Raw genomic sequence first — 22,086 nt, forward strand, 5'->3', positions numbered from 1 at the left:
AGCTCCCACAGGGTTCTGTATTCGCCGAAGAATCGAGGACAATCACCATCAAAAATGTGGGAGCGAGCTTGCTCGCGATGGCGTCGGCACACCCAACCTTGAGGCAAGCTGACCCACCGCCATCGCGAGCAGGCTCGCTCCCACAGGGTTCTATTTTGGTCAGGGGTTGAGCCGCTCCAGCCAGGCCCGCAGGTCCTTCACCTCCAGGGCGCTGATGCTGTGGCCGACGCCGGGGTAGGCATGGAATTCCGGTTCCAGCGCCAGGGTCTTGAGGAAGGTGTTGGCCTCGGTGCCATCGTGGTAGGGAATGATCGGGTCTGCCGTGCCATGGCCGATGAACACCGCCAGCGTCCGTCGTGACTCGTCGGGGGTCAGTTCCGCCCGCAGTACCGACAGGACCCGCCCGCCCATCGCGGCAATACCCCCGACGGCTTCGGGGTGTCGCAGGGCCACTTCGTAGCTCATCATCGCGCCCTGGCTGAACCCCACCAGGTAGACCTTGCTCGCGTCGTTCGAATACTTGGCCCGGGCCTTGTCGATGAACTCCAGCAGCATCTGGCCACTGGCCTTCAGGTCGGAGGTGTCACCGTCGTAGGCGCCCTCGCCCTTTTTGGTGAACCACTGGTAACGGTCCTGCTCCATGCTCTTCGGCGCCCGCACCGAGAGGTAGTTGTAATCGCGCGGCAACTCGTCCTTGAGTGCGAACAGGTCCTGCTCGTTACTGCCGGAACCGTGCAGAAAGATCACCAGCGGTCGGTTCCGAGCCTGCTCATCGACTTGGGCCAGGTAGTTGAGCGGCAAGTCCGTGTGCAGCGAAGGTTGGGCCTGCAACCCGGACGAGACCAGCAACAGGAACAGGGCGAGCGCTTTGAACATCGATCTTCCTCCATCGTTTCGATAGCCGCACGGCAAGGCCCGTGCGGTGAGGTAGACAGCAGTTATCAGTCGTTGATCAATTTCCCCGTACGAATCGGTTCACGCCCAGCGACTTTTGCCTGCCAGATCCCCGGCTGCGTGTAGCGCCCGCGGTCCAGGGCAAACAGCACGCCACTGGTGCCGGCCCGCACGGTGGTGACCCGATCATTCAGCGGGTCGACCACTTCGAACAGCGGATCGCCCCGCTCCACCCATTCGCCAGCCTCCCGCAGGAAACTCACCACGCCATGGTGCGGCGCGAACAGGTATTGCGTGCCTTCGAACGGAAAGCCTTCGCAGCACTCGCTGGGGGCGGGCGGCCAGTCCCCAGCGATAAGTCCCTGCTCGGCGAGAAACCCGAGGATGGCTTCACAATTGGCCTGGGCCTGCTCCACCCGGGTATCGCCCATGCTGCCCAATTCCAGCGTCGTCGCCAGGTTCGCCGGTGGGATCGCCGCCCCAGGAAAGGCCTTGGCCAGGCGCAACCAGGGCGAGGAGCAGGATTCATCGAACGAACTGCCGCCCGAATCCTCGCACAGCAAGGCCACACCGGCTTTCAAGCGTGCGGCCAAAGAACGCCACTGCGGCCACTGCTGTGGCAAGGCATACAAATGGATCGCTGCCTCGAAATCGCAATGCAAGTCCAGGGTGATGTCGGCATCGCAGGCATGGCGCAGCAGCAGGCGATGCAGCGCTTCGAGTTGCGAAGGGGGTGGCGGCAAGTCATCGAGGACCTCGGCCATGGTCTGGCGGATCAAGGTGATATTGGCGGCCGGGTCGTCCCCCAGGCGATCACCGATGCGTTGCGCCACCGGCGCACTGAGCTCCACGAAGGAACGGTTGAAATTCTTGCCGCTGCCCAGTTCGAAACGCCCCATGTGGGCGCTTTGCAGGTGTTGATCCAGGCCGATGGGGTTGGCCACCGGCACCAGTTCGATGACCCCCTTGAGCAAGCCTTGGGCCTCAAGGTCGTTGAGCCGCTGCTTCAGTTCCCAGGCGGTGCGCATGCCCGGCAATTCATCGGCGTGCAGGCTGGCCTGGATGTAGGCCTTGCGCGGCCCATGGCCGTAGCGAAACACACTGAGCCGGCGCTCGGTGCCCAGGTGGCTCCATGGCAGGGTATGGTCGATGCGTTGCATGAGGAACTCCGGATGGCGGCATTACGATAGGCGCAGGGTAAACAATCGCCCATGAAAAAGGTGGCCGGCCGGGTCAACGACGGGCCACCTCGGGGGTCAGCGATTAATTCCCGTAGACGTCAAATGCGAAGTATTTGTCCTGCACTTTCTTGTACGTGCCGTTGGCGCGGACTTCGGTGATGGCTGCGTTGAATTGATCGGCCAGGGCCTTATCGCCCTTGCGCACCGCAATGCCGGCACCGCCGCCGAAGTATTTCGCATCTTCATAGGTCGGGCCGACGAAGGCGAAACCTTTGCCGGCGTCGGTTTTCAGGAAACCTTCGTCGAGGTTCACCGAGTCGGCCAGCATGGCGTCGAGGCGGCCGGCGACCATGTCCAGGTTGGCTTCCTGCTGGGAGCCGTAGCGCACCAGGTCGATGCCGGCGGGCACCAGCACTTCAGTGGCGAAACGGTCATGGGTGCTGGCGCGCAGCACACCGACTTTCTTGCCCTTGAGTTCGGTCAGTGGGTCCTTGATGTTGGAGCCTTCCTTCATCACGAAGCGCGCTGGGGTGTGGTAGTACTTGATGGTGAAATCGACGTTTTTCTTGCGATCGTCGGTGATGGTCATGGACGACAGGATCGCGTCGATTTTCTTCACTTTCAGCGCAGGGATCAGGCCATCGAACTCCTGCTCGACCCAGACGCACTTGACCTTCATCTGTTCACACAGCGCATCGCCGATATCGACATCGAAGCCGGCCAGCTTGCCGTCGGGGGTTTTCATCGAAAAAGGCGGGTAACCGGCTTCGATCCCGAGGCGGATCGGCTTGGCGTCTTCGGCCACGGCCGACAGGGACAACACGGACAGTGCCAGGGCACCGAACATGGCTAGCTTCTTCATTTTCGCTCCTGAGTGTGCAGGGGTTTTTATTGGCAATTATTGGCAGATTCGTAGGCAGGTTCGGTCAACGAGGAACCGAAGTGGCCGGGAGTCTAGAGGGGTGCTCAGGAGGGGAATTGTGTAGAAGCGACAATTAGTTATAAAAATAGCTTGATTTGTAACAGGCCAAAGCGAGGCAGCCTTATAGCCGGCCTGTCTCTTTGTCGTACTCCGCCCCAACTGTGGGAGCGAGCTTGCTCGCGAAAGCGGAGGATCAGTTTGCGGTGATGTCGATTGTGACGACGTCATCGCGAGCAAGCTCGCTCCCACAAGTTTTTGACGCTCCGCGTTCCGCTTCTGAAATCAATTGCTCCTCTGGCCTTCTGAAAATCTCGTAGGAATTCACTCACCGTGGCGAGGGAGCTTGCTCCCGCTGGGCTGCGAAGCAGCCCCCTCTTTTCGTCAGACCAACCCCATGCCCAGGGTTTACGGCAGCTGCGCCACCGAGCGGGAGCAAGCTCCCTCGCCACTGGGTTTGTGGGCGTCCTACAGGTCGGTTGTTGCCTCACCCCCCCTTCTATAGTCTGGTTCACCTGCTGGCTTTGGTCAGTGGGGAGGGTTTCGCACTCATGGCCTGTACTACCCTGCGCGATTCAGCCGAGGCCGACATCAACACCATCACCAACATCGCCAACATCGCCAACATCGCCCGGATCATGGTCCAGGATGTGGCGGATGTTTTTTGGGGTGATTGAACAGCGCGGGCTCGAAGAGCAATAAAGCTTCCCTGAGAAGCGAGCTTGCTCAGCATCCTCATCGACAGTTACATCGCCTTCGCGAGCAAGCTCGCTCCCACAGGGTGAACGCGTTCACTCTGAACCAGGCCGGCTATATGGCCGCCTCGCGTTTGATTTTGATCTGGGGCGCCCCGTTAAACCACGCTGGCCGATCACAGGCATTTGCGCAGCGGGCATCCCGGCATGAATGCCGGGATAGCCACGCAGGGCAAAAAGTCAGCAGTCGCAGCGGATCGCCTCGTCCGCCACGCGCTCCACCAAGCCGGTCAGGCGAAAGCCTTCATCGAGCCACCCCATGACGCCACCGATCATTTCCTTGACCGGATACCCCAAGGTCGCCAGACGCACCGCCGCCTTGTTCGCACCATTGCAGTGGGGGCCGGCGCAATACACCACGAACAGGCTGGTCTTGGCATAGGCGGCCAATGCCTGGGCGGTGAGCGTGCGGGTCGGCAGGTTGATCGCCCCGGGGACGTGGCCGCGTTCGTAGGCCAGCGGCCCGCGTACATCCACCAGCACAAAATCGACATTGCCGGCCTGTTGACTGGCGTGAACGTCGGAACAATCCGTTTCGAATGACAGACGACGGCTGAAATGCTGTAGGGCGATATCGGAAGGGGCGGCAGGCACTTCGCGAACCAGGCTAGTCATGGGGGTGTACTCCAAGGGTAGATAAAGGCGTGAAGAGACTTTATCCCCCCGAAGCTTACGGCTACAGTGGCGTACAAGACACTCTGTGGGAATTTTCCGACAAATGCAGCCTCTCCCAGGTCTGGTCGCGATCCTTGCCTACGACGGCCTATGCACCTTTGAATTCGGCGTTGCCGTCGAAATCTTCGGATTGGAGCGGCCGGAATTCGATTTCCCCTGGTACGAGCATCGGATCGTCGCGGTCGATGACGGTCCGATGCGCGCCATGGGTGGCTTCCAGGTATTGGCCGATGGCGGCATGGAACTGCTCGAAACCGCCCGGACCATTGTCGTGCCAGGCTGGCGCAGCCGCAGCGAGCCACCTTCCGAGGCGTTGCTCGATGCACTACGCCGGGCCCACGCCCGTGGGGCGCGCCTGCTGTCGATCTGCTCCGGGGCCTTCGTACTCGCCGCCGCCGGGCTGCTCGATGGCCTGGGCGCCACGACTCACTGGCGCTACACCGACGAACTGGCCAAGAGTTTTCCCGCCGTCCGGGTCGACCCGGATGTGCTGTACGTGGACTCAGGACAGGTCATCACTTCGGCAGGCAGCGCTGCCGGCATCGATGCCTGCCTGCACCTGGTGGCACGGGATTATGGCGTCCAGGTCGCCAACACCGTAGCGCGCCGTTTGGTCATGTCACCACAACGTACGGGTGGCCAGGCGCAGTTCATTCCTTCGCCGGTCAGCCGTACGCCACGCAGCGACCTGTCGAGCGTCATGCAATGGGCCCGTGAGCGCCTGCACGAACCCCTCGGTGTGCGCGAACTGGCCAGCCAGGCGGCCATGAGCGAACGCACCTTCCTGCGCCACTTCACCCAGGCCTGCGGCGTGTCGCCCAAGGCCTGGCTGCAACACGAACGCCTGGCCCGGGCTCGCGAACTGCTGGAAAGCACCGGCGACAACACCGACAACATCGCGCAACTGTGTGGCTACCGCTCGGTGGAAAGCTTTCGCGTGGCGTTTCGCAGCGTCGTGGGGTTGGCGCCGTCGGTGTATCGGGAGCGGTTTGGGCGGGGGTAAATAGCCTACTGGCGATGAAGCTGTCGAACGCTGTCAGGGCGAGGGAATAAGGTGGGAGCAAAGCTTGCTCGCGATATGAGCGCCTCGATTTCTGGAAGACCTACATCGCCTGTATCGCGGGCAAGCCTTGCTCCCACCTACCTCTCGCCACAGGTTGATGGCGGCATCATTGAGGCTTACGCAACAAATACGTATCCATGATCCACCCATTGGCTGTTCGCGCGGCCTTGCGGGTGCGTTCGATGTCATCGGCCACGTCCCCCAGCCGGCCGGCGATCAGGATTTCATCCGGCGTCCCCACATAGGCGCCCCAGTAAATCTGCGTATCGGGATCACTCACCTGGCGGTAGGCATCCTCGGCATCGAGCATCACCACCACGCTCGCCGCGTCGCCCACCTGCCCTGCCGCCAAGCGGCGTCCGGTGGTGATTTCCAGCGCACCACCAATGCTGTTCAACGGCACTTTATGCCGGGCGGCCAGGGCCTGGACACTGGTGATGCCGGGGATCACCTCGAATTCGAAGGCGCAACGGCCCCCGTCGAGAATAGCCTGCAGGATGCGCACGGTACTGTCGTACAACGCTGGATCGCCCCACACCAGAAAACCGCCATGCTCCCCGTCGGACAGTTCTTCATCGATCAAGCGTTCGAAGGTGGCCTGTTTCGCACGGTTCAGCGCTTCGACGCTGTCCTTGTAGTCCAGGTCGCCGCGTTGGCGTTCCGGGTTGTAGGTTTCGACGAAACGGTAGGTGCGATCAACGATGTAGCGTCGACAAATTTCGCGCCGCAGGTCCAACAGTTTGTCCTTGGCCGGGCCCTTGTCCATGAGGAAGACCACGTCCAAACGGTTCAAGGCTTTCACAGCCTGCATCGTCAGGTGATCCGGATCGCCGGCCCCAATGCCAATGACTGACAGCATTTTCATCGCGGCGACTCCTGGCCAGGTTCCTGGGTGCGAAATCGCCATACGCCGTTGAAACGCAACTCCAGGGTGGACAACGGCTCAATGTCGATTCGATTGAAGGTGGCGGCCGGGCAGCCCAAGACGTTCATCAAGGCTGCGCGGATCACGAAGGGATGGGTGACGGCCAGCAGATGCCCCGGTCGGGTTTCCAGGCTGGCCAGCCAATCCCCGACCCGGCGACACAACCGGGCGACGGATTCACCGCCATGGGGGGCCGCCTCGGCATCGTCGAGCCAGGTTTGCAGGGCCTGCGGTTCCACCTTGAGCAATTCATCGATGGACAACCCGCGCCAGCGTCCCAGATCGCAATCGGCCAGGGCCGGGTCCACCTCAAACTCGTCGCCGAACAGCGCGGCCGTCTGGCGAGTGCGCAGTTCCGGCCCGCACAGCAGTTGCCGGACGTTTCGATAGCCATGCCCGACCTGCCCGCGTCGCCTCAGCCAGTCGGCGTCCAGCGCTTCGTCCACGCTGAAGCGCGCCTGTTTCTGGGAAACGGTGCGGGCGTGGCAGATCAACGTCAGGCGAGTGGCTTGCACACTGGATTCTCGGGTAATCGAACGGGTCGCATGGACGGGATATTCACGGGTTTAGTTGTACAGCACCTTATACGAAATCAAATAACTGAGACAAAAAGGCGCTATGTCCGACATGTCCAAGACACAACGCCTGACATACTCATTCCACCTGGCCGAGACCAACTCCTACAGGGTTTTCGCACAACTTTGGAGCATTTTAAACGGAACGTAAAAACCACTGGACATGTAGCACCAGCTACATAAATACTGTTTTCAGGAGTTATGAAAGAAATTCAACATTCATCCAGGCAAGGAGCACGGATGCCGCCCCTCAGAGACCTGATCACCGATCCCGGCCTGGTGTTGACGCCGTCGGAACGCAAGGTCGTACGTGCCCTGCTCGATCACTACCCACGCAACGGCCTCGGTCCGATGTCACGCCTGGCAGACCATGCCGGCGTCAGCGACCCGACCATCGTGCGGCTGGTGAAAAAACTCGGGTTTGGCGGTTATGCCGAATTCCAGGATGCGCTGCTCAGTGACATGGACCATCGCCTGCGCTCCCCTCGCACGCTGCTGCAACCGCGGGCCAAACTGCAGCAAGGCGATACCTGGAGCCAGTACCTGGCCGCCAGCCAACGCAATCTCGTCGACACCCAGGCCCTGACCCAACCCGAAGACGTGCGCATTCTCGTGCAGTGGTTGCTCGACAGCCGCCACCAGGTGCATTGCTTCGGCGGGCGCTTCAGCAGCTTCCTGGCCCATTACCTGCTCAACCATTTGCGATTGCTGCGCGCCGGCTGTTTTGCCCTGGAAGACAATGCCCAACTGCCTGACCGGCTGTTCGACGTGCAGCGCCAGGACGTGGTGCTGATTTTCGATTACCGCCGCTACCAGGCCCAGGCCCTGCGCGTGGCCAGCGCGGCCAAGGCGCGGCACGCCCGGGTCGTCCTGTTCAGCGACGTCTATGCTTCGCCGTTGCGCGAGCTGGCCGACCTGATCATCAGCGCCCCGGTGGAATCGGCGTCGGCCTTCGACAGCCTGGTACCGGCGCTGGCCCAGGTCGAGGCCCTGATCGCCTGCCTGACCCTGCAATGCCCCGAGCTGGCCGAACGCCTGGAAGGCATCGACGCCCTGCGCACGGAATTCAACACGCACCTGCTGGAGGAAAAGTAAGGATGTTCTCGCTCCCCCACCACTCGCCCCGGGATTTGCCGTTCACCCGCCAGCACACGGCCCTGCTGTTGGTAGACATGCAACGCGCCTGGCTGGAACCGCAATTCGATGCCCACCTGCACAGCCCCGAGGCCGAGTATTTCCTCCAGCGGGCTCGCCAGCAGGTCATTCCCAACCAGCAGCGCTTGCTCGAGGCGATGCGCGCGGCGCAGCACAACGTGTTGCACACCCACATCGAAAGCCTCACCGCCGATGGCCGCGACCGCTCCCTGGATCACAAGCTGTCGGACATGCACCTGCCCAAGGGCAGCCCCGAGGCGCAGATCATTGCCGAACTGGCGCCGCAGGAAAACGAAATCGTGCTGCCCAAGACCTCCTCCGGGGTGTTCAATTCCACCAACATCGATTACGTGCTGCGCAACCTGCAGACCCGGCACCTGATCGTCGCCGGAATCGTCACCGACCAGTGCGTCGACATGGCCGTGCGTGACGCCGCCGACCGCGGCTACCTGGTCACGCTGGTGGAAGACGCCTGTGCGACCCACACCGAACAACGGCACCTGGCGTGCCTGAACGCGATCAAGGGCTACTGCTGGATCACCGACACCGACACCGTACTCGCTCGTTTGCAGGAGATGCAGCCATGAGCCGTCTCGATGCCGCTGCCCTCCTCGCACCGCTGCCGGTCACGACCCTGGTGACCACCGACCTGATCGGCGTGACCCGCGGGCGCTCGTTTCCCAGCGATGAGTTGCCTCACTACGTCACCGCCGGTTGCGGCTGGGTGCCGGCCAACAGCGCGTTGACGCCCCAGGATGTCATCGCCTCGACCAACCCCTGGGGCGCCTATGGCGACCTGCGGCTGGTACCGGACCTGTCCAGCCGGGTGACCGTCAACAATGGCCCCGACGCCCAGGCGCCGGCCCTGGACTTCATCCATTGCGATATCCGGGAGACCGACGGCCGCCCCTGGAGCGCCTGCCCGCGCACGCTGCTGCAGGACGAAGTGGAGCGTTATCGCAGCGAACTGGGCCTGCAGGTTTTCGCCGCGTTCGAACATGAATTCAACCTGGCTGCCGCGCCTGCGCAGCCTGATCGCCTGGCCTTCAGCCTCCAGGCCCAGCGCCAGCAGGCCGGGTTCGCCGGGTGGCTGCTCAGTGCCCTGCGGGCCGGCGGCGTCGAACCGGAAATGTTCCTGCCGGAATACGGCAAGCAGCAATACGAGATCACCTGCCGCCCGACCCTGGGCGTGGCCGCTGCCGATCGGGCAGTGAACGTACGGGAAATCACCCGCGAGATCGCCCGGCAGATGGGCCTGGACGTGAGTTTTGCCCCCAAGACCTCGGAAAATGCCGTGTGCAACGGCGTGCATCTGCATCTGAGCCTGCAAGACCTGAGCGCAGACCCGGTGCTGCATGACGCCGCCAGCAGCAATGGCTTGTCCAGCCTCGGCCAGCATTGGGCCGCGGGTGTGCTGCACTATCTGCCGGCGCTGTGCGCGCTGACCGCGCCGACGCCGTTGTCCTACGAGCGCCTGCAACCTCATCATTGGAGCGCATCCTATGCGTGCCTGGGACAGCGCAACCGCGAAGCGGCGCTGCGCATCTGCCCGACCGTGAGCCTGGGTGGCAAGCCGCTGGCGAACCAGTACAACCTGGAGTTTCGCGCCATGGACGCCACCGCCTCACCGCACCTGGCGATGGCCGCGCTGTTGATTGCCGGGCGGCTGGGCATCCAGCACCGATGGGCATTGAACGCTGTCACCGATGAAATACCCGATGAGCTGGATGAAACACAACGTCGCGCCCGTGGCATTATCGCCCTGCCGACAACCCTGGCCCAGGCACTGGACTGCCTGCGCCACAGCGGGGCGCTGCTCGAGGCCCTGCCCGGCCCGCTGGTCGAAACCTATTTCGCCTTGAAGGCCCAGGAGCAGGCCTTGACCCAGGCGCTCTCACCTGCCGAGCGTTGCGAGCACTATGCACGAATCTATTGAGTGTGCTGAATCGGGCCTCTACACCAGGCCAGCCTATCGACTGACCCGGGAGGAGTCCGACCACCCGGTGCTGCTGGTGTGCGAACACGCCAGCCGTTTCATTCCCGCGGCGCTGAACGACCTGGGCCTGGATGAAACCGCGTCCCAGGAACACATCGCCTGGGACATCGGCGCGCTGCTGCTGGCCGAACGCCTGTCCGAAACCCTCGGCGCGACCTTGCTGTCGGCCAATTATTCACGGCTGTTGATCGACCTCAACCGCCCGCTGCACGTGCCGGACAGCATTCCGCCCCAGAGCGAGATCTACCAGGTCCCGGGCAACCACGACCTGGACGAGGCCACGCGCGAATATCGCCAGCAGTGCCTGTTCCATCCTTTCCATGATCGCTTGCGGGCGCTGATCGACCGACGTCTGGCCGCCAACCGGCCGGTACGCGTGGTGGGCATCCACAGTTTCACCCCGGTGTTCTATGGCCAGCCGCGCGCCCTGGAAGCCGGCGTGCTGTTCGGCGAAGCCAAGGAATACGCCCAGCGCATCGTCGACGGACTGAGCCGGCATTCGCTGCGGGCAGCGGGCAACCAGCCCTACAAGATCAACCCCCTGACCGACATGACGGTCCCGGTGCACGGCGATGGCCGCAGCCTGGATTCGGTGCTGATCGAAGTGCGCAACGACCAACTGCGCAGCCCCGAGGGGGTACGGACCTGGAGCGCCTACCTGGCGCCCCTGCTGTAGCGGCAGCGGCAAGTTACCAGCGACAGACAGCAAGCAAGCGCAACCCACACAGCTGAAAAGGAAAACGGCTCATGAGCATCGAGGCATTTGGCTACAAGCAGGAATTGAAACGCGGCCTGTCGCTGACAGACCTGGTGGTATACGGGATGATTTTCATGATCCCCATCGCACCGTTCGGCGTGTATGGCTACGTCAATGCCGAGGCTCCGGGAATGGTGCCGCTGGCGTACATCATCGGCATGGTGGCGATGCTGTTTACCGCCTTGAGCTACGGCAGCATGGCCCGGGCCTTTCCGGTGGCCGGCTCGGTCTATTCCTACGCGCAACGAGGCCTTAACCCACACGTAGGGTTCATCGCTGGCTGGCTGATGCTGCTGGACTACCTGCTGATCCCGCCGCTGCTCTATGTCTACGCCGCCATGGCGCTGAACCATTTGTACCCGGACATTCCCAAGGTCGGTTTCATCCTGGCATTCCTGGTGAGCGCGACCTTCGTCAACCTGCGGGGCATCACGTTCACCGCACGGATGAACATCATTTTCCTGCTGGCACAGCTGGTGGTGCTGGGGATTTTCCTGTTCTACGCCTGGAATGCCCTGCACGGCGGGGCCGGTCACGGCCAACTGACCCTGGCGCCGCTGTACAGCCCGGAACACTTCAACTTCGCCCTGCTGATGCAAGCCGTGTCCATCGCGGTCCTATCGTTCCTGGGCTTCGACGCCATTTCCACCCTGGCCGAAGAAATCAAGGGCGACCCGGGCCGCAGCGTCGGCAAGGCTGCGTTGGTGACCTTGCTGGTGATGGGGGCGATTTTCGTGGTGCAGACCTGGATCGCCACCGATCTGGCAGCCGGCATGGGCTTCAAGTCCGCCGATACCGCCTTCTATGAAATCGCCGAATTGGCGGCCGGCAGTTGGCTGGCCACCTTGACCGCGGTGGCCACAGCCCTGGCCTGGGGCGTAGCGGTAGCGATCACCTCCCAGGCAGCGGTGTCGCGCCTGTTGTTCGGCATGGCCCGGGACGGCCAGTTGCCCAAGGTGCTGGCCAAGGTCCATCCGAAACACAACACCCCCTACATGAGCATCTACCTGGTGGCGGTGCTGTCGTTGCTGATCTGCTACCTGTTCATCAACGCCGTGGACACCCTGACCTCCCTGGTCAACTTCGGTGCCCTGAGCGGCTTCATGTTGCTGCACATCACGGTCATCAACCATTACTGGCGCCGCCAGAGCTCCGGCCAACTGATTCGTCACTTGATCTGCCCGCTGGTCGGCTTCGTGATCGTCGCGGCCATCATGTACAACATGGGCGTGGCCGCGCAGAAACTCGGCCTGATCTGGATCGCCGCGGGTGTGGCCTATCTGTGCCTGCTCAACAAATTCGGCAGTCGTACCGCCCTGCCCGATCCGGCGGGTCAATGAGAAACGGCGGTCGAAGGGTTCGGCCAGCCATGGTTGTAACGCGTGGACATCGACAGTGATCGTCAAGCCCGGTGCCGGTCACCGGGTTCTCTGGGAACAGGAGTGCAATCCATGCTGGCCTTACGTCCAGTTCAATTAGCCGATCTGCCGCAACTGCAACGACTGGCCCGTGACAGCCTGGTGGGCGTCACGTCGCTGCCGGACGATACCCGGCGGCTGGAGGAAAAAATCCTCGACTCGTGCGCCTCGTTCGCCGCCGATGCGCAGGGGCCGGGGGCCGAGAATTACTTTTTCGTCTTGCAGGACCTGGAATCCGGACGCCTGGTCGGTTGTTCGGAAATCCTCTCCAGCACCGGTTGCAACGAACCGTTCTACAGCCTGCGCAACCGGCCGTTTTCCAGCGAATCCCGGGAGTTGAACATCCAGCACGGCGTACCCGCGTTGTCACTGTGCCAGGACCTCAACGGGCAAACACTGCTGCGTGGCTTCCACATCGACGCCGGACGGGTGCGCACGCCGGAATCAGAGCTGCTGTCCCGGGCCCGGCTGATGTTCATCGCCGCCCACCCCCAGCGTTTTGCCGAATCGGTCATCACCGAAATCGTCGGTTTCAGCAGCGAAGACGGCCAGTCGCCCTTCTGGGACGCCATCGGCCAGCACTTCTTCGACCTGCCCTACGTCGAAGCCGAACGGTTGTGTGGCTTGCAAAGCCGGACCTTTCTCGCCGAGCTGATGCCGCAGTACCCGATCTACGTGCCCATGCTGCCACCCGCAGCCCAGGCCTGCATCGGCCGGGTGCATCCCGACGGCCAGGAAGCCTTCGACATCCTCGAGCGCGAGGGTTTCGAGACCAACAGCTACGTCGATATCTTCGACGGCGGGCCGACCTTGCATGCCCGTATCGCCAATATCCGTTCCATCACGCAAAGTCGCACCACTACGGCCAGGCAGAGCCCGCAGATTGACGCACGGGGCCTGTACCTGGTGAGCAACGAGCACCTTGCCAGCTACCGGGCCATCGTCGCCGAGCTGGACGTCGGCGCCGACGGCCCTGTGGCACTGTCGCCCGCCATGCTGACGGCCCTGGACATCCAGGATGGCGCGCGGATCCGGGTGATTGCCCTATGAACCTCACTCGATCCCATGGCCTGCACCGACGTTTGGACCGACACGATGAAGGAGCTGCATCATGATTGTCCGTCCGGTGGCCCTCACCGATCTGCCTGCCTTGCTGGACCTGGCCCGTTGCGCGGGCCCTGGGTTTACCAGCCTGCCGGCCAACGAAGAGCGTCTGGCCCACCGCGTTCGCTGGGCCCAGCGGACCTTCGCCGGCCAAGTCGAACGTGCCGACGCCGACTACCTGTTCGTGCTCGAAGACGATGACCGGCAGGTGGTGGGCATCAGCGCCCTGACCGGGGCGGTGGGGCTGCGTGAGCCCTGGTACAACTATCGGGTCGGGGTCACGGTCAGTTCGGCGCCGGAGTTGGGAATCCAGCGGCAGATCCCGACGCTGTTTCTCAACAACGAGATGTCCGGGCAATCGGAAATCTGCTCGTTGTTCCTGCACCCCGAGCAACGCCACGGGCACAACGGGCGCCTGCTGTCCCTGGCGCGTCTGCTGTTCGTGGCCGAGTTTTCCCAGCTGTTCGGCGAAAAACTCATTGCCGAGCTGCGGGGCCATGCCGACGAACAAGGCTGTTCGCCGTTCTGGGACAGCCTGGGACGGCATTTTTTCCAGAAGGATTTCAGCTACGCCGACCAGTTGTCCGGGATGGGCAACAAGTCGTTCATCGCCGAGCTGATGCCACGCCAGCCGCTGTACACCTGCCTGCTCACCGAACAGGCCCAGGCGGTGATCGGCAAGGCTCACCCGAACACCGAACCGGCCCTGAAAATCCTCAGCGCCGAAGGTTTCAGCCATAGGGGCTACATCGACATTTTCGACGGCGGCCCGGTGATCGAAGCGCCGGTGTCGAAAATCCGCAGCGTACGCGACAGCCAGACACTGACCCTGGCCATTGGTACTCCGGACGAACAAGCACCGGTCTGGCTGATTCACAACCGGCGCCTGGAAAACTGCCGCGTCACCAGCGCCCGCGCACGCCTGCATGGCAACAGCCTGCTCGTCGATCGCCTCACCGCCAAACGCCTGCAAGTGCAACCGGGTGATACGGTGCGCGCCGTGGCATTGCCCAGACAGGGGCAACAGGCGGTGGCAGCGTAGCCCTTTCTCGCGCCTCGTACACCGATATCCGATCACCGCCGCCCCGGCGGCCGGTCTCATCGCCCTACCAAAAGCGCAGCGTTACCGAGTCTTTAACAACACAAGTATTGTTCATCGGCAATACTTCCCGACAATTCCATAATTGCCTCCACCCCCTCCCAAAACCATACTTGTGCCCATCGCCCTACTGTAACGAACCCGCTCATGATCAAGACTCTGATTTCCACGCACCTGCTGCCTGAAGAGATCGCAGAACAAATAAAAACATTGGACATGACCGCGCAAATCAATCAATTAATTGCCGAGCTGAACAACCAGCCAACATTTACCGATGCCCGTTCTCGACGTGCAGCCATCATGAACATTACCAACTTGCACACGGCCACCATCACGTTGCATTGCACGAACATTGGCAATATCAGCATCAAGCCACTGACATCCGTCGATGTCTCTTCGCAACTGTATTCAATACCCGGCCGAAGTATTCTGTTCGCCGTTGATCGCCCCTTCGACGTACAGCGATATACCCTCGAGGGGCATCGGCTTGAAAAGGCCGACACCGTACGCATAGATAAAAACAACCCACTGGTGATCGATGGCAGCCGGACACTCTTTGACTACTGCCGCCCAGCGCAAACGAACACCGGGCTGGTAGGCAGGATCAATCTGCCGGACAGGAGTGCAGACATCGGAGTATTCGATCGTGCCTCGTTACGCAAGGTCGCCTGGCTACCCCATGACGACAGCGCCGCCCGCTACCTGGTGAGCCTGGAGCTGCTCGAAACGGTTCAAGACCCCGAACGCAGGCGCGTCGCCGGGGAGCTGATCTACCACTATCACCCAGCCGTGGCGTGGAAAGCCTTCCAGGTGCTCTATCGGGCCAATCCCCAGGACGCCTTGAGCTACATTGCGCTGCTGAAAAAACACCGTAATTCGCGCCTGGACAACTTGCTCCAACCGTTCGAGCAGGCGGCATGAAACTGGAAGCCTTTGTCGAGCGGTTGAAAACCCATGACCTGCGACGAGATAGATCCCGGATTATCGAAGACCTGCGACAGTTGGCCAACAATCGCACTTTGTTGAGCGATCATCTGTACGCCACGATCCAACGAGACGGCTTTGATACACGCAGCAGCCTCTACAACGCCTATGGGTTTGTTCTGCACCGCAATGACTCGTTTACCCTTCGCTTGAATTTCTGGGCACCGGCAGGAACCCCTGATGAAAAAGAAACGTTCATCTATAACCTGAACCACAGCCACGACTTCGAGATTTATGCCGTCGGTTACAGCGGTGACGGCTATACCACTATCACCCGCGAGATACTCGACGACCTACCGCTGCAAAAGAATAAGAGACCGCGCCTGGGTAAAGCGCGACGACTAAAACTTGCACCCGGCGAAGTGCTGTACATGCCCGCACTCAAAGAAATCCATAGACAGATCCCGCCAATATCAATGTCGGCCTCATTGAGCCTGCTCGTCCATCCGCAACATTGGCTCAAACTCGATGAAGCCTGGTGTTTCGATAAGGACTACCGACCGCTTCACCCGGGTGTAGCGACGCAAGAAATCGCGCTATTCACAGACACGTTGTCATTGCTCAACACCGGATAGTCATTTCGTTGTCCGGTATTTAAAAGAAGGAGAAAAACATGAATAACCTGATGCAAGACTGGGAGGAAACGCCCTTGTTGCGAGCCAGCACTCAGGTGATCGACACCGCTACGCAGTTGATCAACGAAATCCAATGCACAATCCCCGGGTTCCCCACTCGCTTCAACGTTGCAAACATCCACGAGATCAAGCAACTGTGGAGCGTGCCAACCTCAGACTGAGCGACACACCAAGGACGCTTTCGCTGGCCGCAGACTTACCGGGTCTGCGGCCTCTTCCCATGCAGCGAACGCATCGCCCATACACATTCGTCATCATCTTTACGCCTGCCACGTGATAGCCTTTGGATCTTTCGGCGTTGACACTTTTGTTCAAGCCTTTCCATTCCATTGGTGGAACTCATATGTCCAGGCTTTCCCATCAAGATTTGCGTCGTAACTTTCGTCAACTGCTGGCTTCCAAGACCTGCTACCACACCGCCTCGGTGTTTGACCCGATGTCGGCGCGCATCGCCGCCGACCTGGGTTTTGAAGTAGGTATCCTGGGAGGCTCGGTCGCGTCGTTGCAAGTATTGGGCGCGCCGGACTTCGCCCTGATCACCCTCAGCGAGTTTGCCGAACAGGCCACCCGTATCGGTCGCGTGGCCCAGTTGCCGGTCATTGCCGACGCCGATCATGGCTACGGCAATGCCCTGAACGTGATGCGCACCATCATCGAACTGGAACGGGCCGGCGTCGCGGCGCTGACCATCGAAGACACCCTGCTGCCGGCCCAGTTCGGGCGTAAATCCACCGACCTGATCGGTGTCGCCGAGGGCGTCGGCAAGATTCGGGCAGCGCTGGAAGCACGCGTCGATCCGGAAATGGCGATCATCGCCCGGACCAACGCCGGGATCTTGCCAGTCCAGGAAATCATCAGCCGGACCCAGCAATATGAGCGTGCCGGGGCCGACGGGATTTGCATGGTGGGCGTGCAAGACTTCGATCATCTGGAAAAAATCAGTGAAAACCTGACGGTGCCGTTGATGCTTGTCACCTACGGCAATCCACTGCTGCGCGACGACAAGCGCCTGGCCGACTTGGGCGTCCGCGTGACCATCGACGGCCACGGCGCCTACTTCGCCGCGATCAAGGCCACCTACGACAGCCTTCGCGAACAGCGGCAGATCTTCACCCAGGCGTCGGACCTCAGCGCCACCGAACTGACCCACACCTACACCCAGCCCGAGGACTACATCCGCTGGGCCGAGGAGTACATGAGCGTCAAGGAGTAAGAAGGCTCACTGTCCTGGAGGCCGCCATCGCGAGCAAGCTCGCTCCCACAATGGGTTGGCGGTGCGACGCCTATCTCGGGCACACCCCACACTCCCTGTGGGAGCGAGCTTGCTCGCGATAGCGGCGGTTCAGCTGGCATGAGTGTTGGATGTGCCAACGCCATCGCGAGCAGGCTCGCCCCCACAGGGGATTTGTGGTGAGCGCGATAGCGTTGCCAGGGTGAAACAGGCCTTCAGCGCCCGCTACGCAACATTTCCTTGGGCACGTACTTGCCGATCTCGAACTTGCCGATGGCGGCGCGGTGGACTTCATCCGGGCCGTCGGCCAGGCGCAGGGTGCGTTGCATGGCGTACATGTAGGCCAGCGGGAAGTCGTTGGAAACCCCGGCACCACCGTGAATCTGGATCGCCCGGTCGATGACCTTCAAGGCCACGTTCGGCGCGACGACCTTGATCTGGGCGATTTCACTTTTCGCCACCTTATTGCCCACCGTGTCCATCATGTACGCCGCCTTCAACGTCAGCAGGCGCGCCATGTCGATCTCCATCCGCGAGTCGGCGATCTTATCGATGTTACCGCCCAGACGCGCCAACGGCTGGCCGAAAGCGGTGCGGCTGACGGCACGTTTGCACATCAATTCCAAGGCGCGTTCGGCCATGCCGATGGAACGCATGCAGTGGTGAATCCGGCCTGGGCCCAGTCGACCCTGGGCTATTTCAAAACCGCGGCCTTCGCCCAGCAGGACGTTTTCGTACGGCACCCGCACGTTATCGAACAGCACTTCGGCATGCCCGTGAGGCGCATCGTCGTAGCCAAACACCGGCAGCGGCCGGACGATCTTGACCCCAGGGGTGTCCACCGGGACCAGGATCATCGAGTGCTGGGCATGGCGCGGCGCATCGGGGTTGCTCAGGCCCATGAAGATCAGGATCTTGCAGCGCGGGTCGCAGGCGCCCGAGGTCCACCATTTCTTGCCGTTGATCACCCACTGGTCGCCGTCACGCTCGGCGCGGGCAGCCATGTTGGTGGCGTCCGAAGAGGCCACGTCCGGTTCGGTCATGGCGAAGGCCGAACGAATCTCGCCGCGCAGCAGCGGCTCGAGCCAGCGTTGCTTCTGTTCTTCGTTGGCGTAGCGCACCAGCACTTCCATGTTGCCGGTGTCCGGGGCCGAGCAGTTGAACGGCTCCGGCCCCAGCAGCGAGCGCCCCATGATCTCTGCCAGCGGCGCATATTCCAGATTGGTCAGGCCGGCGCCCAACTCGGACTCCGGCAGAAACAGGTTCCACAGGCCTTCTGCCTTGGCCTTGGCCTTGAGCTCTTCCATGATGGCCGTGGGTTGCCAGCGGTCGCCCTCGGCCACTTGTCGTTCGAACACTGCTTCGGCCGGGTAGACGTAGGCATCCATGAACGCCGTGACGCGTTCACGCAGTTCCTGAACCTTGGGGGAATAGGCAAAATCCATGAGCAGCACCTTCTTGGCAGAGGTTGTTTTAGGTCATGAAATCGATGCTAGTTCAGCTACGAAAATTTACCTAACCTATTCTCGGCGTGTATTAACATTCATCACCGATATATGTTTCACTGATTCGCATCGCCACCCGGCACCTCACAACAAGCCTAAGAACAAGCCCAAAAATAAGAGTGCAGCGCCATGAATCTGAGCAAGGTCGACCTCAACCTTTTCATTGTCTTCGATGCGATCTACACCGAAGCCAACCTGACCCGCGCCGGGCAGATCGTCGGCATCACTCAGCCAGCGGTGTCCAATGCCCTGGCGCGTCTTCGCGAGACCTTCAACGACCCGCTCTTCGTGCGCACCGCCCAAGGGATGGTGCCGACGCCCATGGCCCAGAACATCATCGGCCCGGTGCGCAATGCCTTGTCGCTGCTGCGGGTGTCGGTGCAGGAAAGCCGGATCTTCAACCCGCTGCAGGCCGTCAAGACCTACCGCATCAGCATGACCGACCTCACCGAAGGCGTGATCCTGCCGCTGCTGTTCCAGCGCCTGCGCCGCCTGGCGCCGACCGTGGCGATCGAGAGCTTCCTGTCCAAGCGCCGTGAAACCACCAAGGAACTGGCCGCCGGCCGCCTCGACTTCGCCGTGGACGCGCCGCTCAACACCGACCCACAGGTGCGCCACGTCAAGTTGATGGAAGATCGCTACGTGTGCGCCATGCGCAAGGGCCATCCGCTGGCGGGCAAGGAAAAGATCACCCTCGATGATTACCTGGCCCAGACCCACGTGCACATTTCCAGCCGCCGCAACGGGCTGGGTTACGTCGACCTGGCCCTCGGCAAGATGGGCATCCAGCGCAAGATCGCCCTGCGTTCCCAGCATTACCTGATGGCCTCCCAGGTGCTGCAGCAGACCGACATGGTCATGACCGTTCCCGAGCGCTTTGCACGGCGTCACGATTTGCACGCCTTCCTGCTCCCGGTCAACGACGTGCCCCCGGTGGAGACCCATCTCTACTGGCACGAAAGCACCGACCAGGACCCGGCCAACCGCTGGATGCGCGAGCAGATGATCGAGCTGTGCCAACAGGTGACGGCCCATGAGAAGAAGCTCGATAAGGTTTAAAAGATCGAAACGGTGGGAGCGAGCTTGCTCGCGATAGCGGTAGACCGGCCAATATCCATGGCGACTGGTCCGACGCCATCGCGAGCAAGCTCGCTCCCACAGGGTTTTGTGTGCAGAACCTCACTGCTTGACGCGAACGTCAACCTGCCTTTAGCTTAGCGCCAGCCCCTTTCGTTTCGAGCGCTTCCATGAGCAGCCAGACCTACAGCATCTCCGACCTCGCCCGCGAATTGGATATCACCACACGGGCCATCCGTTTCTATGAAGAACAAGGCCTGTTGAGCCCGGAGCGACGGGGCCAGGAGCGCATTTATTCGCCGCGGGACAAGGTCAGCCTGAAGCTGATCCTGCGCGGCAAGCGCATTGGCTTTTCCCTGGCCGAGTGCCGCGAGCTGATCGAACTCTACGACCCCTCCAGCGGCAATCAGAAACAGCTGCACAGCATGCTGGCGAAAATCGCCGAGCGCCGGGAACAGCTCGAACAGCAATTGCTGGACATCGAACAGATGAAACTGGAACTCGACACCGCCGAAGAACGCTGCATCCAGGCGTTAGAGCAGACGATCGAGGGCGAGAAAACCGTCCAGTAACATTCTCCCTGTGGGAGCGAGCTTGCTCGCGATAGCGTCGGATCAGTTGGAGTTGATGTGGCTGACACACCGCTATCGCGAGCAAGCTCGCTCCCACAATGGGTTCATCATTGCGCTCGACATATTGGCAACTCACCACAGGTCAATCCCCATGTCCCTCCCCTCCTTTGTACGCTTGATCGAAGTCGGCCCCCGCGACGGGCTGCAGAACGAAGCACAGCCCATCAGCGTCGCCGACAAGGTGCGCCTGGTGGATGCCCTGAGCGCCGCCGGCCTGGGCTATATCGAAGTCGGCAGTTTTGTCTCGCCCAAGTGGGTGCCGCAAATGGCCGGGTCCGCCGAGGTGTTCGCGCAGATCCAGCGCAAGCCCGGTGTGACCTATGGCGCCCTGGCGCCGAACCTGCGGGGGTTTGAAGATGCGCTGGCGGCGGGCGTGAAAGAGGTGGCGGTGTTCGCCGCCGCGTCCGAAGCGTTTTCCCAGCGCAACATCAACTGCTCCATCAAGGACAGCCTGGAGCGCTTCGCGCCGATCATGGCGGCCGCAAAACAGCACGGTGTCAGTGTGCGCGGCTACGTGTCCTGCGTGCTGGGTTGCCCCTATGAAGGGGCGGTCAAGCCTGAGCAGGTGGCGTGGGTCGCCCGGGAGCTGTATGCGATGGGCTGCTACGAGGTCTCCCTGGGCGACACCATCGGCACCGGTACCGCTCGCGCCACACGCAGGCTATTCGAAGTGGTAGGCGCCGAGGTGCCTCGGGACAAACTCGCTGGACACTTCCACGATACCTACGGCCAGGCCATGGCCAATGTCTACGCCAGCCTGCTGGAAGGCATCGCGGTGTTCGACAGTTCCATCGCCGGCCTTGGCGGTTGCCCGTACGCCAAGGGCGCCAGCGGTAACGTCGCCACCGAAGACGTGCTGTACCTGCTCGACGGGCTGGGTATCGAAACCGGTGTCGACCTGGACGCACTGATCGCCGCGGGCCGACAGATTTGTGATGTGCTCGGCCGCCCGAGTGGTTCGCGCGTGGCCAAGGCCCGCAACGCACACTGAGGTGTTACCGCCGGCTTTGTAACAGGGGCGAAACGAGTAACACGGAAACAATTTGTCAGGTTTGGTCGGTCAGAATTTTCAGACAAAAATCACAAACGTTTGATTTATATAGATTTTTAAAAGTTGGCACGCCACCTGCTATATCTCTTGCATAACAAGAATAAAAAAACGCAGCAAACCCAATAAAAACAAGACGAAACGACTCTGACATAACAAAAACAACACGGCAGAGACGCAGCTAACAGATTTTTTTGGAGAAGATGTGCTTTTCAGGGTGCTTCCAGGAGCAACCCGCAACCGGGCAGAGAACAATAAAACTACCTTCAGGTAGCTCCCGAATCGGTTGGATCGCCAGGCGAAAAAGCAGATCAGCGCTCAAAAAAATACGTTTGCTCTTGATCCCGGATGGGGATCGCCAAAAACAGCGGTAAAGGGCCACGGCTACCAAAAACAACAACAGGCCGCCCCTCAATAATAAAAAAAGAGCACGCGACGACAAAATTAAAGGGGAGCTT

The 22,086-nt window shown here is 61.3% G+C and carries 23 protein-coding genes; 16 read left to right on the forward strand and 7 right to left on the reverse strand.

Annotated features, from left to right (window positions below; genetic code table 11):
* Window positions 1-159: 159 nt before the first annotated feature.
* The 3 genes from J4E53_RS22235 to J4E53_RS22245 form a co-directional block, all read right to left on the reverse strand.
* Entirely contained in the window at window positions 160-876 is a 717-nt protein-coding gene (locus J4E53_RS22235; RefSeq protein WP_103311399.1) for an alpha/beta hydrolase, read from the reverse strand.
* 65 nt (window positions 877-941) lie between these two features.
* Window positions 942-2,054, reverse strand: a complete 1,113-nt coding sequence (locus tag J4E53_RS22240; protein ID WP_060738276.1) for a M14 family metallopeptidase — start codon at window positions 2,052-2,054, stop codon at window positions 942-944.
* Window positions 2,055-2,157: 103 nt separating this feature from the next.
* The gene (locus tag J4E53_RS22245) at window positions 2,158-2,937 is read right to left on the reverse strand and encodes an ABC transporter substrate-binding protein (protein ID WP_103311397.1); all 780 of its coding nucleotides are present in this window, start codon (window positions 2,935-2,937) and stop codon (window positions 2,158-2,160) included.
* A gap of 608 nt (window positions 2,938-3,545) precedes the next feature.
* Here J4E53_RS22245 and J4E53_RS30845 point away from each other — a divergent pair.
* Entirely contained in the window at window positions 3,546-3,671 is a 126-nt protein-coding gene (locus J4E53_RS30845; protein WP_256587239.1) for a hypothetical protein, read from the forward strand.
* A gap of 258 nt (window positions 3,672-3,929) precedes the next feature.
* On the opposite strand, the gene J4E53_RS22250 is transcribed toward J4E53_RS30845, so the two are convergent.
* A complete protein-coding gene (locus tag J4E53_RS22250) occupies window positions 3,930-4,364 on the reverse strand; it encodes a rhodanese-like domain-containing protein (RefSeq protein WP_060738278.1) in 435 nt (144 codons plus the stop codon).
* Between the two features lie 103 nt (window positions 4,365-4,467).
* On the opposite strand from J4E53_RS22250, the gene ftrA reads away from it, so the two are divergent.
* Entirely contained in the window at window positions 4,468-5,427 is a 960-nt protein-coding gene (ftrA, locus tag J4E53_RS22255; RefSeq protein WP_060738279.1) for a transcriptional regulator FtrA, read from the forward strand.
* 166 nt (window positions 5,428-5,593) lie between these two features.
* Here the strand turns inward: ftrA and cobF are convergent, their stop codons facing one another.
* Both cobF and J4E53_RS22265 read right to left on the reverse strand, forming a co-directional pair.
* The gene (gene cobF / locus J4E53_RS22260; protein WP_103310427.1) at window positions 5,594-6,352 is read right to left on the reverse strand and encodes a precorrin-6A synthase (deacetylating); all 759 of its coding nucleotides are present in this window, start codon (window positions 6,350-6,352) and stop codon (window positions 5,594-5,596) included.
* Window positions 6,349-6,927, reverse strand: a complete 579-nt coding sequence (locus J4E53_RS22265) for a histidine phosphatase family protein (RefSeq protein WP_103310425.1) — start codon at window positions 6,925-6,927, stop codon at window positions 6,349-6,351. The genes cobF and J4E53_RS22265 overlap by 4 nt, the downstream gene beginning before the upstream one ends.
* 300 nt (window positions 6,928-7,227) lie before the next feature.
* Here J4E53_RS22265 and J4E53_RS22270 point away from each other — a divergent pair, with 300 nt between their 5' ends.
* The 11 genes from J4E53_RS22270 (at window position 7,228) to J4E53_RS22320 (ending at window position 17,348) form a co-directional block, all read left to right on the forward strand.
* Complete coding sequence (locus tag J4E53_RS22270) at window positions 7,228-8,082, forward strand: MurR/RpiR family transcriptional regulator (RefSeq protein WP_060738282.1); 855 nt, start codon at window positions 7,228-7,230, stop codon at window positions 8,080-8,082.
* A 2-nt stretch (window positions 8,083-8,084) separates the two neighbouring features.
* The gene (locus tag J4E53_RS22275) at window positions 8,085-8,729 is read left to right on the forward strand and encodes an isochorismatase family cysteine hydrolase (RefSeq protein ID WP_060738283.1); all 645 of its coding nucleotides are present in this window, start codon (window positions 8,085-8,087) and stop codon (window positions 8,727-8,729) included.
* Window positions 8,726-10,078, forward strand: a complete 1,353-nt coding sequence (locus J4E53_RS22280; protein ID WP_060738284.1) for a glutamine synthetase family protein — start codon at window positions 8,726-8,728, stop codon at window positions 10,076-10,078. The genes J4E53_RS22275 and J4E53_RS22280 overlap by 4 nt, the downstream gene beginning before the upstream one ends.
* Window positions 10,062-10,814, forward strand: a complete 753-nt coding sequence (locus tag J4E53_RS22285) for an N-formylglutamate amidohydrolase (RefSeq protein ID WP_103310423.1) — start codon at window positions 10,062-10,064, stop codon at window positions 10,812-10,814. Before J4E53_RS22280 ends, J4E53_RS22285 begins: the two co-directional genes overlap by 17 nt.
* Window positions 10,815-10,885: 71 nt before the next feature.
* Window positions 10,886-12,235 (forward strand): APC family permease, encoded by a 1,350-nt coding sequence (locus tag J4E53_RS22290; protein ID WP_103310422.1) that lies wholly within the window; start codon window positions 10,886-10,888, stop codon window positions 12,233-12,235.
* Between the two features lie 111 nt (window positions 12,236-12,346).
* Window positions 12,347-13,363, forward strand: coding sequence for an arginine N-succinyltransferase (locus J4E53_RS22295; RefSeq protein ID WP_060738287.1), 1,017 nt, complete (start codon window positions 12,347-12,349; stop codon window positions 13,361-13,363).
* Between the two features lie 61 nt (window positions 13,364-13,424).
* Window positions 13,425-14,459, forward strand: coding sequence for an arginine N-succinyltransferase (gene astA / locus J4E53_RS22300; RefSeq protein WP_103310420.1), 1,035 nt, complete (start codon window positions 13,425-13,427; stop codon window positions 14,457-14,459).
* 204 nt (window positions 14,460-14,663) lie between these two features.
* Window positions 14,664-15,437 (forward strand): hypothetical protein, encoded by a 774-nt coding sequence (locus tag J4E53_RS22305; protein WP_256587237.1) that lies wholly within the window; start codon window positions 14,664-14,666, stop codon window positions 15,435-15,437.
* The gene (locus J4E53_RS22310; protein WP_103310418.1) at window positions 15,434-16,075 is read left to right on the forward strand and encodes a transposase; all 642 of its coding nucleotides are present in this window, start codon (window positions 15,434-15,436) and stop codon (window positions 16,073-16,075) included. Before J4E53_RS22305 ends, J4E53_RS22310 begins: the two co-directional genes overlap by 4 nt.
* 38 nt (window positions 16,076-16,113) lie before the next feature.
* Window positions 16,114-16,296, forward strand: a complete 183-nt coding sequence (locus tag J4E53_RS22315; RefSeq protein ID WP_060738291.1) for a hypothetical protein — start codon at window positions 16,114-16,116, stop codon at window positions 16,294-16,296.
* A 182-nt stretch (window positions 16,297-16,478) separates the two neighbouring features.
* Window positions 16,479-17,348 carry an oxaloacetate decarboxylase gene (locus tag J4E53_RS22320; RefSeq protein WP_060738292.1) on the forward strand — a complete coding sequence of 290 codons (870 nt, stop codon included), beginning with the start codon at window positions 16,479-16,481 and terminating at the stop codon, window positions 17,346-17,348.
* A 233-nt stretch (window positions 17,349-17,581) separates the two neighbouring features.
* Here J4E53_RS22320 and J4E53_RS22325 read toward each other — a convergent pair whose 3' ends face one another.
* Entirely contained in the window at window positions 17,582-18,811 is a 1,230-nt protein-coding gene (locus J4E53_RS22325) for an acyl-CoA dehydrogenase (protein ID WP_053120907.1), read from the reverse strand.
* A gap of 189 nt (window positions 18,812-19,000) precedes the next feature.
* Here J4E53_RS22325 and J4E53_RS22330 point away from each other — a divergent pair, with 189 nt between their 5' ends.
* From J4E53_RS22330 to J4E53_RS22340, 3 genes are all read left to right on the forward strand, one after another.
* Window positions 19,001-19,930, forward strand: coding sequence for a LysR family transcriptional regulator (locus tag J4E53_RS22330; protein ID WP_060738293.1), 930 nt, complete (start codon window positions 19,001-19,003; stop codon window positions 19,928-19,930).
* A gap of 188 nt (window positions 19,931-20,118) precedes the next feature.
* Window positions 20,119-20,520, forward strand: a complete 402-nt coding sequence (locus tag J4E53_RS22335; RefSeq protein ID WP_103310415.1) for a MerR family DNA-binding transcriptional regulator — start codon at window positions 20,119-20,121, stop codon at window positions 20,518-20,520.
* A 151-nt stretch (window positions 20,521-20,671) separates the two neighbouring features.
* On the forward strand, window positions 20,672-21,571 hold the full coding sequence (locus J4E53_RS22340; protein WP_103310413.1) for a hydroxymethylglutaryl-CoA lyase: 900 nt from the start codon (window positions 20,672-20,674) through the stop codon (window positions 21,569-21,571).
* Window positions 21,572-22,086: the final 515 nt, after the last annotated feature.

Origin of the sequence: Pseudomonas sp. FW305-28, assembly GCF_017351395.1 — a bacterium.
Classification (GTDB): Bacteria; Pseudomonadota; Gammaproteobacteria; order Pseudomonadales; family Pseudomonadaceae; genus Aquipseudomonas; species Aquipseudomonas fluorescens_AA.

What these genes read in the sequence shown, in the direction of transcription:
- J4E53_RS22235 (WP_103311399.1), bottom strand. Translation starts at nt 876, where the DNA reads ATGTTCAAAGCGCTCGCCCTGTTCCTGTTGCTGGTCTCGTCCGGGTTG.
- J4E53_RS22240 (WP_060738276.1), bottom strand. Translation starts at nt 2,054, where the DNA reads ATGCAACGCATCGACCATACCCTGCCATGGAGCCACCTGGGCACCGAG.
- J4E53_RS22245 (WP_103311397.1), bottom strand. Translation starts at nt 2,937, where the DNA reads ATGAAGAAGCTAGCCATGTTCGGTGCCCTGGCACTGTCCGTGTTGTCC.
- J4E53_RS30845 (WP_256587239.1), top strand. Translation starts at nt 3,546, where the DNA reads ATGGCCTGTACTACCCTGCGCGATTCAGCCGAGGCCGACATCAACACC.
- J4E53_RS22250 (WP_060738278.1), bottom strand. Translation starts at nt 4,364, where the DNA reads ATGACTAGCCTGGTTCGCGAAGTGCCTGCCGCCCCTTCCGATATCGCC.
- ftrA (WP_060738279.1), top strand. Translation starts at nt 4,468, where the DNA reads ATGCAGCCTCTCCCAGGTCTGGTCGCGATCCTTGCCTACGACGGCCTA.
- cobF (WP_103310427.1), bottom strand. Translation starts at nt 6,352, where the DNA reads ATGAAAATGCTGTCAGTCATTGGCATTGGGGCCGGCGATCCGGATCAC.
- J4E53_RS22270 (WP_060738282.1), top strand. Translation starts at nt 7,228, where the DNA reads ATGCCGCCCCTCAGAGACCTGATCACCGATCCCGGCCTGGTGTTGACG.
- J4E53_RS22275 (WP_060738283.1), top strand. Translation starts at nt 8,085, where the DNA reads ATGTTCTCGCTCCCCCACCACTCGCCCCGGGATTTGCCGTTCACCCGC.
- J4E53_RS22280 (WP_060738284.1), top strand. Translation starts at nt 8,726, where the DNA reads ATGAGCCGTCTCGATGCCGCTGCCCTCCTCGCACCGCTGCCGGTCACG.
- J4E53_RS22285 (WP_103310423.1), top strand. Translation starts at nt 10,062, where the DNA reads ATGCACGAATCTATTGAGTGTGCTGAATCGGGCCTCTACACCAGGCCA.
- J4E53_RS22290 (WP_103310422.1), top strand. Translation starts at nt 10,886, where the DNA reads ATGAGCATCGAGGCATTTGGCTACAAGCAGGAATTGAAACGCGGCCTG.
- J4E53_RS22295 (WP_060738287.1), top strand. Translation starts at nt 12,347, where the DNA reads ATGCTGGCCTTACGTCCAGTTCAATTAGCCGATCTGCCGCAACTGCAA.
- astA (WP_103310420.1), top strand. Translation starts at nt 13,425, where the DNA reads ATGATTGTCCGTCCGGTGGCCCTCACCGATCTGCCTGCCTTGCTGGAC.
- J4E53_RS22305 (WP_256587237.1), top strand. Translation starts at nt 14,664, where the DNA reads ATGATCAAGACTCTGATTTCCACGCACCTGCTGCCTGAAGAGATCGCA.
- J4E53_RS22310 (WP_103310418.1), top strand. Translation starts at nt 15,434, where the DNA reads ATGAAACTGGAAGCCTTTGTCGAGCGGTTGAAAACCCATGACCTGCGA.
- J4E53_RS22315 (WP_060738291.1), top strand. Translation starts at nt 16,114, where the DNA reads ATGAATAACCTGATGCAAGACTGGGAGGAAACGCCCTTGTTGCGAGCC.
- J4E53_RS22320 (WP_060738292.1), top strand. Translation starts at nt 16,479, where the DNA reads ATGTCCAGGCTTTCCCATCAAGATTTGCGTCGTAACTTTCGTCAACTG.
- J4E53_RS22325 (WP_053120907.1), bottom strand. Translation starts at nt 18,811, where the DNA reads ATGGATTTTGCCTATTCCCCCAAGGTTCAGGAACTGCGTGAACGCGTC.
- J4E53_RS22330 (WP_060738293.1), top strand. Translation starts at nt 19,001, where the DNA reads ATGAATCTGAGCAAGGTCGACCTCAACCTTTTCATTGTCTTCGATGCG.
- J4E53_RS22335 (WP_103310415.1), top strand. Translation starts at nt 20,119, where the DNA reads ATGAGCAGCCAGACCTACAGCATCTCCGACCTCGCCCGCGAATTGGAT.
- J4E53_RS22340 (WP_103310413.1), top strand. Translation starts at nt 20,672, where the DNA reads ATGTCCCTCCCCTCCTTTGTACGCTTGATCGAAGTCGGCCCCCGCGAC.